20 protein-coding genes are annotated in these 17,313 nt (G+C 53.0%); 10 read left to right on the plus strand and 10 right to left on the minus strand.

The genetic code is table 11. The annotated features are described in order from the left end of the window. Positions 1-3 precede the first annotated feature (3 nt). Both RHH27_RS10450 and rpsP read right to left on the minus strand, forming a co-directional pair. Positions 4-357, minus strand: coding sequence for a KH domain-containing protein (locus tag RHH27_RS10450; RefSeq protein ID WP_181494762.1), 354 nt, complete (start codon positions 355-357; stop codon positions 4-6). 3 nt (positions 358-360) lie between these two features. Further along, on the minus strand, positions 361-612 hold the full coding sequence (rpsP, locus tag RHH27_RS10455; protein ID WP_149819178.1) for a 30S ribosomal protein S16: 252 nt from the start codon (positions 610-612) through the stop codon (positions 361-363). Between the two features lie 106 nt (positions 613-718). On the opposite strand from rpsP, the gene fabD reads away from it, so the two are divergent. Both fabD and RHH27_RS10465 read left to right on the plus strand, forming a co-directional pair. Then, the gene (gene fabD / locus RHH27_RS10460) at positions 719-1,609 is read left to right on the plus strand and encodes an ACP S-malonyltransferase (protein WP_206200085.1); all 891 of its coding nucleotides are present in this window, start codon (positions 719-721) and stop codon (positions 1,607-1,609) included. After that, positions 1,606-2,241, plus strand: a complete 636-nt coding sequence (locus RHH27_RS10465; protein WP_149819182.1) for a 1-acyl-sn-glycerol-3-phosphate acyltransferase — start codon at positions 1,606-1,608, stop codon at positions 2,239-2,241. The genes fabD and RHH27_RS10465 overlap by 4 nt, the downstream gene beginning before the upstream one ends. Here the strand turns inward: RHH27_RS10465 and gap are convergent. The 5 genes from gap to RHH27_RS10490 form a co-directional block, all read right to left on the minus strand. After that, the gene (gap, locus tag RHH27_RS10470) at positions 2,238-3,260 is read right to left on the minus strand and encodes a type I glyceraldehyde-3-phosphate dehydrogenase (RefSeq protein ID WP_302678225.1); all 1,023 of its coding nucleotides are present in this window, start codon (positions 3,258-3,260) and stop codon (positions 2,238-2,240) included. The genes RHH27_RS10465 and gap overlap by 4 nt on opposite strands. A 23-nt stretch (positions 3,261-3,283) precedes the next feature. Then, positions 3,284-3,619 carry a rhodanese-like domain-containing protein gene (locus RHH27_RS10475; protein ID WP_302678226.1) on the minus strand — a complete coding sequence of 112 codons (336 nt, stop codon included), beginning with the start codon at positions 3,617-3,619 and terminating at the stop codon, positions 3,284-3,286. A gap of 52 nt (positions 3,620-3,671) precedes the next feature. Continuing rightward, positions 3,672-5,219, minus strand: a complete 1,548-nt coding sequence (locus RHH27_RS10480; RefSeq protein WP_206200089.1) for an NAD(P)H-quinone oxidoreductase subunit N — start codon at positions 5,217-5,219, stop codon at positions 3,672-3,674. Positions 5,220-5,335: 116 nt separating this feature from the next. Beyond that, complete coding sequence (locus tag RHH27_RS10485) at positions 5,336-6,457, minus strand: transposase (RefSeq protein WP_302678227.1); 1,122 nt, start codon at positions 6,455-6,457, stop codon at positions 5,336-5,338. Between the two features lie 346 nt (positions 6,458-6,803). Then, positions 6,804-7,124: a hypothetical protein gene (locus RHH27_RS10490; RefSeq protein ID WP_302678228.1), complete on the minus strand. Its 321-nt coding sequence runs from the start codon at positions 7,122-7,124 to the stop codon at positions 6,804-6,806. A gap of 170 nt (positions 7,125-7,294) precedes the next feature. Between RHH27_RS10490 and RHH27_RS13325 the strand changes: the two genes are divergently transcribed. Together RHH27_RS13325 and RHH27_RS10495 are read left to right on the plus strand one after the other, a co-directional pair. Then, positions 7,295-7,549, plus strand: coding sequence for a helix-turn-helix transcriptional regulator (locus RHH27_RS13325; RefSeq protein ID WP_315862891.1), 255 nt, complete (start codon positions 7,295-7,297; stop codon positions 7,547-7,549). A 52-nt stretch (positions 7,550-7,601) separates the two neighbouring features. After that, positions 7,602-7,817 (plus strand): hypothetical protein, encoded by a 216-nt coding sequence (locus RHH27_RS10495; RefSeq protein WP_302678229.1) that lies wholly within the window; start codon positions 7,602-7,604, stop codon positions 7,815-7,817. A 485-nt stretch (positions 7,818-8,302) separates the two neighbouring features. Here RHH27_RS10495 and RHH27_RS10500 read toward each other — a convergent pair whose 3' ends face one another. Beyond that, positions 8,303-8,857 carry a tyrosine-type recombinase/integrase gene (locus RHH27_RS10500; protein WP_302678230.1) on the minus strand — a complete coding sequence of 185 codons (555 nt, stop codon included), beginning with the start codon at positions 8,855-8,857 and terminating at the stop codon, positions 8,303-8,305. 212 nt (positions 8,858-9,069) lie between these two features. Between RHH27_RS10500 and RHH27_RS10505 the strand changes: the two genes are divergently transcribed. Further along, complete coding sequence (locus tag RHH27_RS10505; RefSeq protein WP_302678231.1) at positions 9,070-9,375, plus strand: hypothetical protein; 306 nt, start codon at positions 9,070-9,072, stop codon at positions 9,373-9,375. An 834-nt stretch (positions 9,376-10,209) separates the two neighbouring features. Here the strand turns inward: RHH27_RS10505 and RHH27_RS10510 are convergent. Both RHH27_RS10510 and RHH27_RS10515 read right to left on the minus strand, forming a co-directional pair. Further along, positions 10,210-10,422, minus strand: coding sequence for a hypothetical protein (locus RHH27_RS10510; RefSeq protein ID WP_302678232.1), 213 nt, complete (start codon positions 10,420-10,422; stop codon positions 10,210-10,212). Positions 10,423-10,530: 108 nt separating this feature from the next. Then, a complete protein-coding gene (locus RHH27_RS10515; protein WP_302678233.1) occupies positions 10,531-10,659 on the minus strand; it encodes a hypothetical protein in 129 nt (42 codons plus the stop codon). A gap of 491 nt (positions 10,660-11,150) precedes the next feature. Here RHH27_RS10515 and RHH27_RS10520 point away from each other — a divergent pair, with 491 nt between their 5' ends. The 5 genes from RHH27_RS10520 (at position 11,151) to RHH27_RS10540 (ending at position 16,212) form a co-directional block, all read left to right on the plus strand. After that, positions 11,151-12,647 carry a hypothetical protein gene (locus tag RHH27_RS10520; protein WP_310745000.1) on the plus strand — a complete coding sequence of 499 codons (1,497 nt, stop codon included), beginning with the start codon at positions 11,151-11,153 and terminating at the stop codon, positions 12,645-12,647. Positions 12,648-12,657: 10 nt separating this feature from the next. Then, complete coding sequence (locus tag RHH27_RS10525) at positions 12,658-14,253, plus strand: hypothetical protein (RefSeq protein ID WP_310742738.1); 1,596 nt, start codon at positions 12,658-12,660, stop codon at positions 14,251-14,253. Positions 14,254-14,833: 580 nt separating this feature from the next. Next, the gene (locus RHH27_RS10530; protein WP_302678236.1) at positions 14,834-15,412 is read left to right on the plus strand and encodes a hypothetical protein; all 579 of its coding nucleotides are present in this window, start codon (positions 14,834-14,836) and stop codon (positions 15,410-15,412) included. Then, entirely contained in the window at positions 15,396-15,686 is a 291-nt protein-coding gene (locus tag RHH27_RS10535; RefSeq protein ID WP_302678237.1) for a hypothetical protein, read from the plus strand. Before RHH27_RS10530 ends, RHH27_RS10535 begins: the two co-directional genes overlap by 17 nt. Before the next feature lie 28 nt (positions 15,687-15,714). Next, on the plus strand, positions 15,715-16,212 hold the full coding sequence (locus RHH27_RS10540) for a hypothetical protein (protein ID WP_302678238.1): 498 nt from the start codon (positions 15,715-15,717) through the stop codon (positions 16,210-16,212). Positions 16,213-17,313 lie beyond the last annotated feature (1,101 nt).

Consider the following 17,313-nt stretch of genomic DNA (forward strand, 5'->3'; position numbering starts at 1 on the left):
GCGCTAACTTTGCCTCCTTGATGATGGATAAGAACGACGACGGGATCGTCGGGGGCGATCGCTCCCTTGATGATCTATTTTAGGTGTACTTTTGGCATCGTCATAGACATCTAAGTAAACCTGCTGACCGGCGGCTTGGGCAGCAGCCTGTAAAACCGCTCGAATGGCATGAAGATTGCGACCGCCACGGCCATAGACCCGTCCCTTATCCTCGCCAGCAAAGGCAAGGCGTACCCAGATGCGAGAATTGGCAGGGGAAAATTCCGCATGCAGCCGTAGGGTTTCTGGTGCTTCCATAAAGGGTTCCAGCAGGAAGCGAATCAAGGCAGCGTAATTGGGGGCAGCCGACTCAGTCATTGCCTATTTTTTGGCAGTTTCAGGGAGAAGATTCGCTTTGACAAACAGCCGCCGCACGGTATCTGTGGGTTGTGCGCCCTGCGCCAAACGCCGCTTGATAGCCTCTTCCTTAAGGCGCACTTCATCACGGATCGGATCGTAGAAGCCCAATTCTTCGAGGGCACGCCCATCGCGGCGATCCGTATTATTCATGGCCACAATCCGATAGGTGGCGTTCCGTTTTTTGCCGTAGCGTTTGAGACGCAGTTTAATCATGTCAGCCTATGGAGATAAAAGGGGCAGATTTTTATCGACAATTTTCTAGTATAACGGACATCCCAAATCGGGTAAAGTAGATTGCGGTTCGAGTTGAGCACTGCCGATGACAAAGACAGCATGGTTATTTCCCGGCCAAGGGTCGCAACATCCAGAAATGATGGCGGATTTGCTAACGGCCTATCCCCCAGCCGAGGAGCGGTGCGCACAGGCAGCGGCTATTTTGGGGTGGTCGGTCATTGAGTGCTGTGCAGGTCGTATCGGTAACTTAGATCAAACCCTCTATACCCAGCCGAGTTTGTTTCTGGTGGAGAGCTTGCTTGTGGATGCCCTCAAGGAACGGGGGGCAAAAGCGGACTTTGTTGCGGGGCATAGTCTCGGCGAATATGTTGCCCTCTATGCGGCGGAGGTTTTTGACTTTACAACAGGACTGAAGTTAGTGCAGCGGCGAGCCGAACTGATGAATGCCGCCGGGGGGGGCAAGATGGTGGCCTTGATTGGCTTTGACCGCGAGCAGTTGCAAGAGGCGATCGCCAGCACAGCCAATGTGGTTCTGGCCAATGATAACCATCCGGGGCAGGTGGTGATTTCGGGGCTGCCGGCAGCGGTGGACGCGGTGCTAGGCAAAATTAAGGTGAAGCGAGCGGTTCCCTTGAATGTGAGTGGGGCTTTTCATTCCCCGTTTATGGCGGAGGCCGCAGCCACGTTTGCCACGCTGCTGGAGGAGTACACCTTCCACGAGGCGATCTTTCCCGTTTTGAACAATGTCGAACCTGAACCGACAACAGATGCAGCGGTGATCAAGGCACGCTTGCGATCGCAGATGACCGGCTCTGTGCGGTGGGTGGACACCTGTCATGCCCTTGCGGCAGCGGGGGTGACCCAAGCCTTTGAAATTGGTCCCGGCAACGTATTGGCAGGCTTGGTTAAACGCACGACCCCAGAGATCACCGTTACCAGCATTGCCACGATCGCTAGTTTGGAGAGCCTTGGGTGAGTCGCGATCGCGAGCCGCTGATCAGTTTGCTCCTCTACCATCTTTTCAAATGGTCAGTGGTGAGTCCACTCCTGCACACCTACTTTCGCGGGCGCATCTATGGTGCCCATCAGGTACCGCTGCGAGGGCCACTGGTGGTGGTAGCCAATCATGCCAGCTACTTTGATCCACCCCTGATTTCTAACTGTGTGCGCCGACCGGTGGCTTGGATGGCCAAGGAGGAATTATTCCAGATTCCCATTTTTCGGACATTGATTCGGTGGTATGGTGCCTATCCTGTGAAGCGGGGAGCCGGCGATCGCCGCGCATTGCAGGCCGCCCTCAAAGCTCTAGAACAGGGTTGGGCAGTGGGGGTCTTTTTGGAGGGCACGCGCACGAAAGATGGGCGCATCTATGATCCGAAATTGGGGGCAGCACTCATTGCCGCCAAAGCTCAGGCGCCTCTATTGCCCGTCTGCCTTTGGGGAACCCAAGAGATTCTCAAAAAAGGTGGATTTCCCCGACCGGTTCCGATTACGGTGCGCATTGGTGCCCCCATTCCCCCCCCGGCTTCGGGCGATCGCCCTGCCCTAGAAGCAGTCACACAGCACTGCTGCGAAGTGATCCACCGTCTCCATGACTTGGGTCGCTAGAGCAGACCATCCTTAGCGGCCATCAATTTCAGGAGATCCACCACACGGCAGGAATAGCCCCACTCATTGTCGTACCAAGCCACCACCTTAAAGAAATTGGCATTGAGTTGGATCCCGGCTGTGGCATCAAAGATACTGGAGCGGCCATCGCCAATAAAATCACTGGAGACAACCGCCTCTTCGGTATAGCCGAGAATTCCCTTGAGATCCCCCTCAGCCGCTGCCTTCATTGCCGCACAAATCTCGTCATAGCTCGTGGCCTTCTCGGTTTTGAAAGTTAAATCCACCACCGACACATCGGGCGTAGGAACGCGAAAGGCCATCCCCGTCAACTTGCCCTTGAGTTCGGGCAACACCAGTGTCACCGCTTTAGCAGCGCCGGTAGAGGCGGGAATAATATTTTGGCCAGCCCCGCGGCCGCCGCGCCAATCCTTCTTACTAGGACCATCCACCGTCGGTTGGGTTGCGGTGACAGAGTGCACCGTGGTCATCAAGCCCTCAGCTAGCCCAAAGGTTTGATGTAGGATCTTCGCCACCGGTGCCAAGCAATTTGTGGTGCAACTGGCATTGGAGACAATCACATCCACCGCTGGATCAAAGGCCGCATCATTAACACCGACGACAATTGTTTTCACCTTGTCGGCATCCTTGGTGGGGGCTGAAATCACCACTCGTTTCGCACCGGCCTGAAGATGCTGCGAGGCGCCATCATAGCCGGTAAATAGACCGGTGGATTCAACAATGTAGTCGGCGCCAACCGATCCCCAAGGCAGTTCTGCGGGATTGCGAATGGCCGTACAGGGAATGAACTTACCATCAATTTCAATGCCCTCTGCCGTGGCCTTGACGATCCCCGGATAGATGCCGTGGGTGGAATCGTACTTAAAGAGGTAGGCAAGGTTATCCGCAGGCACGAGATCGTTAATGCCGACAAACTGAATATTGTCGCAGGCGAGACCCGCCCGTAGCACCAAGCGGCCAATGCGGCCAAAGCCATTAATACCGACTTTCAAGGTCATGAAAACTCTCCCAAGGCAATCAACTAATAACGGGGTAGGGTTGGATCCACTGCCGCAGCATAGGCATCAATACCACCGACAATGTTTTTCACATTACGGAATCCCTGCTGAATCAACCAGTGACCCATTTGCGCCGATCGCACACCGTGGTGGCAGAGTACCAAGGTTTCCCGATCTGGATCAAGGAGCTGGCAAATTTGGGGCGACCATTGGGGAAACGCACTCAGGGGCAAAAGGGTGAAATGGGGGAGGTGAACAATCGCCCACTCCTCTGGTTCCCGCACATCAATGAGTTGCAAGGTATCCGCCTCTGTGGCTAGGCGTTGCGCCAATTCCACCACTGTGATTTGTCCTAGCATGGCTTCCCCTTGATTCTAGGGGGATAGATCGGGGATCGTACTAAAGTCATCCTTAAGATTTACCTGCCGGCGGTAGGCTTTGGTAGGCCACCTCGATCGCCGTCGGTTGATGAGCCACTTGGGGCACATCTAGTACTGCCGTATTCACCAAGTTAAAGAGGGGATTGGCCAAGATACCCGCCAAGGAGGTGGCAATCACCGTCATCACTAGACCCACCTGCAACGGACGCATGCCAAAGGTTGACCAAGAAACCTCGGGATAATTTTGCACAGCTAGGGACATTTCTTGGGGTTCCTTGACCACCATCATCTTGACAACACGAATGTAGTAGTAAATCGAGATCACACTCGTTAATAGACCCAGCAGCACCAGACCATAGGCACCGGCTTGCCAACCCGCCCAGAAGAGGTAAATTTTGCCAAAAAAGCCGGCCAAGGGAGGAATCCCGCCTAAGGAAAGCAGGCAGAGGCTCAGGCCGAGGGTCAGCAACGGGTCTTTTTGATAGAGGCCGGCATACTCACTAATTTGATCGGTACCCGTGCGCAGGGAGAAGAGAATCACACAGGTAAAAGCGCCAAGGTTCATGAAGAGGTACACCAGCAGGTAAAAGAGCATACTGGCATAACCTGCCTCAGTGCCAACGACAAAACCAATCATCACAAACCCCGCCTGGCCAATGGAGGAGTAGGCCAGCATCCGCTTCATGCTGGTTTGGGCAAGGGCAACCACATTGCCAAGAATCATGCTCAGGATCGCCAACACCGTAAAGATGAGTTGCCACTGATCGGTGACACTGGGGAAGGCCAAGGTCAAAAAGCGAATGGCAAGGGCAAACCCAGCCGCTTTGGAGCCAACGGAGAGAAAGGCAACCACAGGTGTAGGGGCACCCTCATAAACATCGGGCGTCCATTGGTGAAAGGGCACTGCCGAAATTTTGAAACTAATGCCAGCAATAACAAACACTAAGGCCACCACCAGACCCAAGGATTCCCCAGAGAGAGCTTGGGCAATTTCTGGTAACTGGGTGTGCCCACCGGAGAGGCCATACAACAGTGACGATCCATAGAGGAAAATGGCAGAACTGGCCGCACCAATCAGGAGATATTTCAAGGCGGCTTCGTTGGAGCGGCTATCGCGCTTGGTGTAGCCGGTGAGCAAATAGGAGGCAATACTCAGGGTCTCTAGCGCCACAAAGATAAACACCAGTTCTTGGGCACCGGCAATGAACATGCCACCCACCGTGGCCGTCAACAGAATCGTCATAAATTCGCCGAGGGAACTGCCGGTTTGCTCAACATAGCGAATGGACATGAGAATCGTGCCCAAGGCTGAAAGGGCAATCAGTCCCCGGAAGAAGAGGCTGAGGTGATCAGAAATAAAGCTGCCAAAGAAACTGACGGTGTCGGGCTGAGTCCACAGGGGAATCATCGTGGCGATCGCTCCCCCTAAACCGACAATGGCAAAGTAGGGGGTCCAGCGATCGGCTTGGCGTCCCTGAATCAAATCTGCTAGGAGGACAACAAGCAGCGTCACAATCACGATGGTTTCCGGCAAAATGGTGCCTGCATTCAGCTGTCCGGCCAGTGTCACCAAATCCATAACTCTTTACGCGCCTTGATGGAATCCCCCATATCTACTCAGAGAGTTTTAATGGGACTTAAAATACCCTACCAGAAATGGTAGGGCGGCGGTACAACTTTTTTACTACTTAGTGCCTACAGTTCTGTCAGTAGAGCTTTATAAAGCCTCTCTACTACTCTTACGCCCACCCTTGCTCTGATGAGTTTCGGGTTTACTTTGAGCAGCTTTAGTCGATCGCAGTATTCCCCTAACTCTTTGCCTATCGTAGTTTTTGGGCGGCTCGCTTTCGGCTCGAGCCGCGTGAACACGTACTGCCAGATGGCGTTACGGCATAGCTGGCTTCCTCCCGGGATCCATCTTTCGCTTTTGCCGCTGGAGTCTTCGACCAACCCAAAGCCGAGGAACAGCTTGAAGGACTTGATGGATCGGTTCCTTTTGGTCCGCTTGCCCTTCTCTGTAGTCACCCATTCGATGATTTCTTGCCCGTCCGGGCTTAAAAAGTTCCCGAACGGGTATATATGGGCTAATAAAATTCCTTCCACTCTTCGCCCAAATCCAAATTGGGCGAACACCGCTCTATACTTGTTGAACTCCGGCCTGCTAGCTAGCCGGATCATTTTTTTTTCGATTGCCTGTATGTGCTCTTCCAACTCACAGAGTTGGCTTGCCTGAAACGTCGTAAATTCGGAGATTCCGGTTCCTATTGAATTTTCCAGTAATTTACTGTACCTAGTTCTTGCTGCTTGGGATAGCTCCCAGCCGGCGATGAACTTCCACAGCGCCCCGTTGGTTCTTACTGCTGCCACCTCTGGGAATTCGTGGGCTAGCTGCTGGCGCAGTCGGTTTTTAATTGGAACCGACCGGCGTTCTAAATGGTTGATTTCAAGGCAATATTGCCTAATCTGATAAGCTTCCGAGAATAAATCAAATCGCAAAAACCAATCTGGTTCTTGCAGGTGCCGCAGCCCGTAGCAAGCGAGCGCCAGAGCGTCGGCGTGGTCGTTTTTTCCGGGCAATCGGTAGGCTTTTCGAGTTGCGTATAATTGCGCATGGCCGACCCAAAGGACTTTTACCCCCGATTGATAAAGATATTCTACCCATAGCTTGCTGTAGTGGACTCCTGTCGGTTCCAGCACAGCATGAGTAGGCTCAAAACTGAGCAGCGTCTCAATCCCTTCCTTATTTGGGAGAAGATCGATAATTTCGCTTCTGTGCTTGCGCAGCCAGTCTCTGGGGCTTTCGGGCAATTCTGTCAACAAACAAACGGATACCCGACCCCGACTGACGTCTAGGCCAATTACTCTATTCATTGTTCGGTTCTTAAGCTAGGGACGTTTCCACTCTTCCCCCCTGACGAAGCCCTAGATTGTCCCGTGGTGTCACCCAAATCTACTCGAAGGCCTACGGGGGCGGTAGGGGGCAGCTGCCGAGACCAAGATATGGAAAGGTCTAAGACCCTTATCTTATCGAAGTCCTCTGGCAGGTGCCTGTCCCTACCGACGGACCGGGGGTGGAAGCCGATCCGCGATCGCCCCACCCTAGGGGCGATTTCGTCTCCCGGCTTCTAGGGAGACTCGTCAGGCGGCAAGCAATCGCCAAAGGCTAGTCGGTTAAATCTGAGAAGATTTCTTCCTCAAACTGCTTTTTGATTTCCATTAGTTTCCCCAAACCCACTCTGGCTAAACCCTCATATTCAACGCAGTTAATCAGGTTAATGGCGTTGCAGTTTTCAAGCATTTGTTTTAGACCTCTCGCCTCGGCCCCCGATACGCGGCATTGCGAGCCGTTCTCTAGGCGGCAAACTGCGTAGAAGTCGTCCTCGTCGCAATCTCCATAAAAGGAGACATCGGTTAATTTTGTTAGGTTTAAGTACCGGTCGTCATCGACTCGGTACCAGGGCGCTAAATGAATTTGTACGGCCATAGGGATACTAGCGATCGCGAGTTCTTAGCTCCGATCGCGCGATAGTTGCCAGATTGTGCGAATGCATAGCCACTGCCAAGCATGGCGTTGGCTAAATATCACCTAAGCTGATATACGCTTAGGTTTATAAGAGCACTCTAGCTTAGATTCTTTATTCGGTCAAGCGGATAATGCAGAAGGATGAAAATGTACTTACTCTGAAAAAGTTGCGGCGGAGATCGGGGTTGACCCAGACGCAGTTGGCTAACCATCTAGGACTGCGTCAGGGGACGATTTCAGATTGGGAATGCGGTAAAACCCAACCGCGTTTGTCTCCCACCGAAACTCACAACCTCTGTCAACTGCTCGGTTGTACGCTTGATGAGTTGAAGGAGGCTTTTGAGAACACTAGGTCTATGCACAAAATAGAGAGCGATCGCCAGTGAGCCAGCGATCGCCGCTAAAGTAAAGGGTAAGTTGTTTCCTGATACCACCATTATGCTGCAGCCTCACTACCTTTTAAGTCGGCAACTAAGCCGCAAACAACGCTTAACTCAAGATTTGACTTTATTGATCAGCCGTTCTCGCGACGGCGGACTCCGTATCGAGTTTCTGGAAGCCACTTTCTTGCAAGCCGGTGAAGGCTTTACACTGGCTCGTCAAGAAATCGAGGAACTGTTGGAAAAGCTATGGCCAAAAGATGAACAGACTTGAGCAACTGTCTTTCTTCGACAGCCCTTCTGAGGGGAGCGCGATCGCCCGTGCCTCCGAGTTTTCTACAGGTGCGCAAGCCTCGCCCCCAGAGGGTTCCAACAGTTTTCCACAGTCTTATGTAACCTCTCCTGTACCATTTAGTCAGCGGTTACATAAGACATCACAGATTCTGCTGACTTATCGGCGCAATGGCATTGTTTACCAGCTGGAGAAGGTTTACTGCGGCAAGCCCAATTGCAGGTCTTGTCCGCATGGACCCTATTGGTACGCGTACTGGAAATCGGGCGGAAAGACCCGATCCAAGTACATTGGAAAACGCCTAGCTTCCCAAGTAATCGAATCAGCTCCTGCCAATTAACCGTTAAGCCCCACGGCTGGCCGCCCAAAATCGCACTTAATATTAATGGCGGCCAGCGCTGCAACCGTTAACGTTTGGCCGTGATCGGCGGCGATCGCCCCCCCCTCCTGCCCGCGACTGCCCCTGCCTAGAGCAGATCCACCGCCGCGGCCAAGTCCTCATCGAGGACATCGCAGTAGCGCTGGACTAGCTTCAAATCACTGTGGCCGGTAAGGGCTTGGATATGTCTGCTATTTAGTCCCAACTTGGCTAGGTGCGTGATTGCGCCTCTCCTGACTGAATGGGTGCTGTAGCCCACCCAGCCCAAGCGCAGACAGGCGCTTTTGAAATGCCGTGCGTAAATCTGCAATCTCAATGGTCTGTCTGGATTGAAATGTGACGGAAACAGCCAGATAGACCTTTTATGTCTATACTCTTCCAAAATTCGCTTTAGCCGACGACTGATCGGCACCTCTCTTGTCTTTCCATCCTTGCGGATCCTACCCGGTATTACGATCACATCCCTAGTTCGGTTACCTTGGTAGCAATGATCTACCTTTAGCTGGCAGACTGCCCCTGCCCGCTCGGTTGTGTACCAGCAAATTGCCAGAATAGTCCGGTAGGGCTGCTCCAATTCTTGGAAAAGTTGTAGGAACTGCTCTTTACTGAGAGGTTCTGCTTTGCCAAATCTGTTTAGCTTCACAGTTCAAATTTTCCTTAATTTGGTTGTAAAATTGAACCAGAAACCCTTGATTTTGCTTTTGCTTGGCTCTGAAGCTCAGTCCTAGAGAAGCTTCGGGGCTTTTAGCTTAAGTTCAAATTTTCCCAAAATCTGAACTTGATTAAGATTGCTTCCTCTCCCGAAAAAACGCTAATAACCTAACTAAAATTTTAGGTTAGTTTCGGGTGAAAACTATGACAGCATTTGCTCCAACCGATCTACCTTCTTCGGTTAATACGGTCGAGAAGCTCGCCGTGTGGACCGCAATGGTCTTGAACCATTTGAATCCGAACACCACCGCGATCGAGGCACCAAACACCGCCGTTCGGGTTGCCACGAGCGGCATCTTTTACATTGTTGATTCGGATCCACCCCGCTGGCGCCACGTCGGACGCCAATCCATCCCCCTCAATGCAAATTGGCAACGTGGTAGCGCCAAGATCTGGACATTCGCTGAGGATTTATCCAGCGCGGCTATCCCTGCAGAGTTCAAGAGCTAGAGCTAGAGCTAGAGCTAAGGAGATGGCCATTGTTTGCCCCGCCGCCTCTGCCGCTAGGATTTGTTGGGCCACCTCCGCCCGTAGTTCCGGCAGCCCCGACTGCCATACCAATGGTGCCGTTCCCGCTTATGAGTCCTAGCGGCTCTCCTTTTGAACCCCCTTCTAGCAATCCAATCTTGCTCGACCCGGTTGAGTTTACGCTTAGCCGTGCGCGGGATCTAGGGTTCGAACCCGACAAACTTCTAAAAGACTTACTTACGCCTGATCCGTCAACCGCAGAGCGAGATCAACGCCAGCATCAGCACTTAGAGAATTACGCTCGCGGCTATGCCCCCTTTTACGGGGAGCGGGTCGTCTTGCTGGTTCCCCCCTTTCGGGGGGGGCAGAGCTATGGCGTGTTATACCGAGTTAGGTACAGGTTCCGTCATCAATACATTCGTTCGTGCCGTCCTGGTTCCATCGAAGAAACGACATTAGAAGCAATTCTAAGGGGTCGCATACTGGGATTCCGGCTAATAACAAGGCACCCAGTCAATTGTCCTAATTTACCCGGTGGTCCTTATTATGCGACCCATATTTGGGTTGCGGATAGTCAAACCAGTCCCACTAGTTTGGTCGAAGAGAGTTTTTTATGTTCGGTTTCTGGTGAAGGAGTCTACTGGTCTGTTCTATCGATATCCTCGATAACACGCGCAGATGGTCAAATAGATACCGGCGGTGATCCACCTGCCACTATCCCGCAGCAGGGTCCCAAGATGGCGCCTGCGGGTTTTGCTCCTGCGCCTCCAGTTCCTTCCCCTGCTGCTGACCCAGTAAGCCCTACTATCCCCGACTTTATTCCTCGTACGCTGCCTCCGGGGATTCCTGATCCTGAGTACCCCGCAAAACCCAAACCCGCAGAACCTGACCAACCAGAGCCTGAGCCTGAGCGACCTCCGGCAGTCTTCCCCGGCACGCCACAGACGTTCCCTCTGCCGGTGGTACTGCCTGAGACTGCGCCTGCGCAGCCACCTGAAGAATCGCCGCCGCCTCAAAATCCGCAGCCACTGGAGCCGGTAGAGAAACCTGAGCATCCAGAGCAGCCGCGGGAAAACCCGCCGGAAAACCCGCCGGAAACTCCTAGCCAACCCCGGCCAATTCCCCTGCCTCCAGTTCCTAAGCCCCCGCCGCAGACCCCTGAGCCGCAGCAGCCTGAGAGGGACGTCCCGCTGGGGCCCCCAAGTCGGCAGCCCCTAAACCCAAATTTGCCTCCGCCGGTAGTCCCCGCCCCCGCACCCACCCCACCTAGCACTCCTTCAACTCCCACCCCCTCGGAACCGCCAGATCCTGCGCCGGCGAGGGTTCCGCTTGCCCCTCCGTTGCCTGAAATTCCGCCGCAGCCCCATCCGCTAGAGCAACCCGCGCCGCCCTTAGTGTCTCCGCGCCCCTCTGAGCAACCGCCCCCTGCGGCAGTTCCCGTTAAGCCGACCCCGGCGGTGCCCTTCCTGCCTGGTCTTATCCCCGGCTGGACTCCTGATCCGCCCGGCGTCCCGATCGCTCCCCCCAACCCAGTCATTGAGCCGCCCCCCACTGGCACCCCTAGCCGTCCCCCGGTGGTAGAGCCGCCAAGGATTCCAGTATTAACCCCGCCGGCATTGCCACCGTTTGTGCAGCCTCCCATTACTGGCCAGCCCCCTTACTGGCCGCCGGTAATTTTTCCCCCCATTACCACGCCCGAGACTCCTCTGGATCCCCCACCAGATCAGGGGGAAGGTGATTCTATTTGTGATTGTTGCGTGGAGATTATGAACAACAAATGCAATGAACTCAACATCTACATCAGAAGCTACTTTGATCGGCTGTTCGATCTGGTCATTAAACAGGGTGGCAATAACAACATCTGCGAAGAACCTTGCATAGACCAAATTCTTGAAGACTTGGAAATTATAAAAGCTGAATTAGAAGACTTAAAAGCACGGGTAGGGCCAGGGCAAAACTTATTGCCAACTCCTTTAACTGTCCCTTACGTGGCGGAGACAGCTGCAGAGGACGTGCGCGAGCTGCGCACTTTAACCCTTAACGTCGTAAATCCTCCGCCGGAGGCGCTGCCCTTACTGACCCGAAGTGCTGATTTAGGTCTTTCCGATAAGCCTTTGGTGAAACCGGTAAAACGTACATACAACCTTCTGGGGGGCGATCGCTGGCAGTGGGATAGCAATAATCAGGCTGCAGGCTGGCAGCTTAATCCAGAAGCTTTGATCCTGCAGGCCGTTGAGGACCACTACCAACCCGAACTCAGTGGGGATAGCGATCGCCCGCAGGTTCAAACAAGCATTCAAAGCATCACTGTAACCAATATCCTAGAATTAATCGCAGCGACGTTGGCAGTGCCACACTTCCGCTCCGGTCTCTGGAAGTACCCCGCAGAGGTCCAGGGCGGTTTAATTTCCCTAGTGGAAGACTTTCCGCCAAACTCCGAGCTTAGCTACCTTAAAGCCAAGCGAGTTTTCCAAGACGTGCAAGATTATGGCCAGTGGTACTTAGAGCAGCTGGACGCAGTCTTCGGTCATTGGCAGCAAGTTATTGAAGTCGAAGATACGGACGCCACCGAACCCGGTCAGCAGAAATCGCGCATAGTCATCCCCAACCTCTCGGAGGCGGTCACTGAGTTACTGGGGCAATTAATAGTCGCCAATATTAACTTAAAGGCCTTGCTTAAAATGGGGAGTAGCACCCTTATTGAAACGATCGGGGCGCGCAAGGAAGCGATCGCCACCCAGTTTAAGACAGACGCGATCATTGACTATTTGGCTTTCCCTACTAAAGAAAGGGTGATTGAGTTGCCGGTTTTGGCAACTTTACCCGACGAACTGTCGCGCGACGCTCAGCCCTCCCAAGACTTACTAAGGCGCTGGGCTAACCTTGAGAACTTCCTCCAGCCCAGTAAGAAAAAAATCCCCATTCTAGAGTTTGCGGGCGGCAAAACCAACTTCCAGACTGCCCTATTGGACTTGCTCCAAGCCGCTGCCATTGTTAAGGCTCACCTAACCCGCAAGCTACCGAAAACACAGGCCGAATTTGTCAAACAAATTAAAGATATGCTCGGCCTACTTAACCAAGAAGAACTTGCGGAAGATTGGAGGCGATTTATAGAGCAAGTGGAACAGGGCTTCTCAAGCGATCCTGACCTTTGGCCCAATACTCTTCAAGGCAAGCCGTACGGCAGAAGCCCAGAAGAAAGGCCCCGTATAGTAGATTTGCAGAAGGATAAGAATAATAATGGCTCTCCCTAAAGCACCCGCAGTGGCACTTTCGGCTATCAAAAGCAAAGCCTTAAGTGAAGCTATTATCCGCCTTCAAGGCAGCGAGTCTTCAGTGAAATCTATTAGCCTCGGCGTTAAGAGAGAAACCGGAGGCTCCTCAAATTGGTTGTCCAACGCGTTGAGTTGGGCTTTGGGGCAGCTTGGTGGCTTTCTCGTTTGGGGAGCTGGCGCTCTTGCCCGTGCTTTTTCCTTCAGCTTGACTAGCTTAGTATCTTGGGTCCAAGCGGGCACTTACTTCATCTGGACCTTCAATTGGAGCATGACGGATCAAGAAATTGCCCAGCAGATAGAAAGCGCCAAAGTTGGCATAGCCAGCCTTCTCGGAGGAGCAGCAGGCGAGCTCGCGGGTTATCTTACCTGCGGGGCTACCGCAGGAGGGCTTCTCTACGTCTTTAACCCTCAAATGGCGGCCTACGTACTTAAAGAGCTGGGCGAAGAGGGCTTGGAAGAATTCTTGGGTTACATTTATTCCCTAGCCAGCACAACATTTCAGACTAGCGCCTACTTCGCTTTTGTTAAGCTTTACCAGTCAAATCGCGCCTTATTTCATTTGTGGCGGGATTTGGCCGGCACTGCCTTAGATAGCGTCGTGCCTGGTCAGCTAAGTTGGACAGAATATGTAAAACAGAGACAAGCCGACGGAGGCTACCTTTCGTTTGCGGGGTTTATCGAAGAGTCCGTTGAGACGTTAAATCCAGTAGCTGCTGCCTTTTTCGAGGAATTTTTCGAGGAAGTTTTCGAGGGGTGCTTTGAAGCCTTGTACGTAGTCGGTGGGTCTGCCGAAGCTTGGATTGCCGAGCAAAGAGTGCAGCAGCAAATCCAGGCACAGCAAAAGGTTGTGCAAGTGATTCCCAACCGCGAAATAGAGAAGGAATCTGTGATCCTAGCGGGCGATACCCAAAGCCTTAAACCCGCCATTACCTCCGTCTTGGCAACCTATCAGCTCGTTGAAAACCGCGATGTGGGGGCGATAGTTGGCCAGCCAGTGCCGGATTATCTTGCGGCTAACCCGCAAAGTCTCCGGATAATCATCGAGATGATGAGTGTTCCTGAGCCACCTTGGACAGATCTACAAAGGGGCGGCCGTCGAGCCAAGCGCGTCACTATCGCCGTCCCAGATTTGGACAGAACCAAACTGGACTGGGAAAAAATAAAATTCGCCGTTGGGGGCGAGAATGGTTACCTCTATGGGCGCTTTCGCGCCACTGCTTTTCTAAGCAACGGTCGGCAAATGGCTGTTTATTGCGCTAGCGAAGAGGAGGCTGAGCAGTTAATGGCTAGGCTCCTGACCCTATCCCAAGCTGAGCTGCTGCGGCTCTCAATAACTGAAGAAAAGCGAGAGGGTGAATTAGCAAAGCGGCCTGGGCTTCTGAAGCAAGTAGTTCGGGTGTATCCGGCCTACTTCACGATCCTCAATCGCCGCGAGTACTTTGCCCCTAGGGAGGGGGAGACCCGCCAAAGTCTGCGCCAAAACTACCAAGATCGGAAGGTTAGAATTCCGCTTTACCCTAAGCAAAAGCCTGATTGGGCCGATCAGGCGATCGCGGATCTTTTGCGCTTTGGGACTGTTCGTTAAATTTTTTTAAGACTAGGGGTTAGGCAATCAGGTGAGGCTGTGAGTGTTTTGGAGAGTTGCCTAACCCATAGGGGGGCACAGTTTTTTTTTGGGGCGCGCCGGCACTAGGTTCTGCTTGCCGAACCCCAATTGATTTCAGTTGCAGGGGCAGTTACTGATGGTGGTGTCGAGTTCTGTACTGAACCATGCCCGCAGATTTAACCTTTAGCCAGCTTGCCAGTGCGTTGCCTTCTGGTAGCGTCTTAGAAGACCAAAACTACGGGGTAGTCCTAATCCCTTCCGCGATTTCCGGCGATACCATCGATGAGCTTAGCGATAGCGGTGTTGTGGAGACGCTATTTAAGCTTATCCGCGCCGCAGGCTCAGCTCAGACGGCCGCTAATCAAAATGCGCCCGCGGGCCAGCGGCTCAATGCGTTTCCGCCCCTAGTGCCTTCGACTCCCACAATTGCTGCGGACGGGCAAATCCGCACTCGAATGACCGCTAGCATTGTCGCGGAGATGCCGGTAGACCCGAATGCGGCAGTCGGGCCACAACAGTAATCTGAATTTGGCTTAGTTGGGTTAGGAGGGAGTCCGCTATGGGACGGATCAAGAGGGCTTGGTATTACCAGAGAAAAGCTGATGCTGCTGAACGTCGGGAGCAGGCCTTGCGAAACCGGCAGCCCAGTGAGAAGCCTTATGCCCCACTGGAAAACAGGAAAGAGGCAGTCTATGCTTCGTGCCTGTTGACTAAAGCGGGCAGCAACAACTCTAGAAGCTCACTAGTCTTTAAAGTCAAGTATCCAGAAGTGGGTGGACTTACTGCCGTAAAGCTGGGCCTGTTCGAAGTTTCCGAGTATAAGGAAGCCCCCTCCGTGCGCAAGTCGGCTATTTACCCGACTACCGTTCGCTGGTACCAAGGAACCGCCACTCCCACTCGCAAAAGAACACAGTGGGGGACTTCTTGGATCCAATACTACGAAAACGCTCAGGGAGGAAACCAATCGCACTATTCTTCTCCTATTTCGGCCAAACAAAGCCACGTAACTCCTGCAGAGCAAATTGCAACATTTAACTCGATCTTTGAGGGTGCGGACAAACAAGCCCTCTTGGGCGGCAAGAATGGCCGAGCTTATCTCATTATGGAAAGGCTACGCGGCTATGGAACCTCAATTTAATGACCAGGGTATTGACTTAGAAGAGGCTTGGCGGCTCGAACACTTATTTGCGGTTCCTGCTATCTGGTATCCCTGGATGAACGAAGAAGAGTGGGAAGAAGAAGTTCGAAGAATGCTAACTCGTTCTAAAGCTACCCACGATTTCATTGACGGCAAAATCGATCCGGAAGATTTCGCGTGCGTTCTGGCCGAGACCGGGGTGGCAGAGCCTTACGAGCTTGCAAGCCGCTGGGAGGAAGGCTTTTCGTTCCTAACTGCCTCTTATCTTCTCTGAAATTAATTTTGGTTAGGGTGAATTGACCGTGAGCGGGCCTTACGTAGCGAGTAACTGGCGCCGCGCCAACTGGCAGTTGCTCGCGCGAGTTAGCGGCGACGCGGGGTGGAGCGAATATCCCGACGAGAATGGAAGGCTTGGGGTTTACTCGTTTGCTACCGAAGCCAATATTTTGCTGGTGGGTGTTGGCTCGGTGCTTGCGAGACCACACTGGCAATACGGCGGGATGCTTCGGGGAGGCTATCCAATCGCCGGTCAGCGCGATCGCCAGTTCGGGACCTTTGCTGCCTTCGCGGAGTATAAGCTCTACCTACGGCAGTACCGCATTGTTTACCTGCCCCCTACCTATGACGGGACTTATGTTTGGGAGATTATTCCTCCTTACTGGTTCGGAGACTGCCAGTACGAGATCTATCAATGGGCTGGAGAGTATTTCGTACCAGATCAGGCTTACATCGATAACCCTCCAGACGTTGGGAGCCCGTTCTCTAATGGGGGCGGAACGGGATCGACTAATAGCGACTGATTTTGGAGAGGAAACGCATGGTAGTTGGATACTGGGAGCTACTTATGGAAGATCAAGTAATCGAGCTGCTAAAAATCCTCTCCAGACTGGATACGCGATTAGAGCAGCTAGACTCGGATCTGAACGAAATTAAAAACGATGCGAAGTTTAAGCAGCTACTCATAGTTATCCTCTTGAGCTCGATGCTCGGAGTTAACCTACTTAAAAGCTACACCTTTCAATCAGTAGAGGGTTTGTTAAACGATGGTTCACCTACTGTGCCTTCCAACAGAAATTCGCGATAACGGGCTAATTCGATGGAATCTTTGGCTAGTTAATGGCGATCGGCGGGTGGATCGGGTCAATGTGTATTCCGGTGCTCCTAGTGCTCAGATCCTGAACAGTGGTAGTTCTGACTATCCCGGGTCTTTAAGACCTATTCCGCCTGGGAAATACCGCCTCGGCCCAATAGAGTACCGTGCCGAGGGTTGGGGACCTGGAATTGGCCAATACTGGGTAGATCTGCTGCCTATAGCAGGCACCCGCACTTATGGCCGTTCCGGCTTTGGCTTGCATCTAGATAGCAATTACCACACGCCTAACGGTCGTGGCTCTGCCGGGTGTATTGTGACGCCCCACCAGCGCGATTTAGACCGCATACTAGGGTGGCTGCGGTCTCAAGCTCGGCCAACATACTTGGAAGTCCATCACACGCTAGATATAGGGGAAGTTAGGAGTAAATACACTGTGGATAGAGTCCGCAGGGCTTGGCTGGAGTTAATTAGCTGGTGCGAGGGAACGTCCGGCCCAGATGGATACCGAGTCTGCTTTACCGGTGTCAAGTTCGACGGGTTTCAAGACCACCCCCGAAAGGTTCACTGTGCAGGCAGATTGTGCAGTGACGCGGCGGGGAAGTACCAGTTCCTGTCTTCGACTTGGGATGAGTGTCGGAAAGCCCTACAGCTGCCGGACTTTTCTCCAGACAACCAAGATCAGGCTGCACTCTACCTAATTGATAGGAGAGGAGCCTTGGAAAATATCGATAAGCTCCAAGTAGCGAACGCCCTAGACAAGCTATCTTGGGAATGGGCTAGTTTGCCCAACAGTCGGGGAATTGGCCGT

The organism is Thermosynechococcus sp. PP555, assembly GCF_031583225.1.
GTDB lineage: Bacteria > Cyanobacteriota > Cyanobacteriia > Thermosynechococcales > Thermosynechococcaceae > Thermosynechococcus.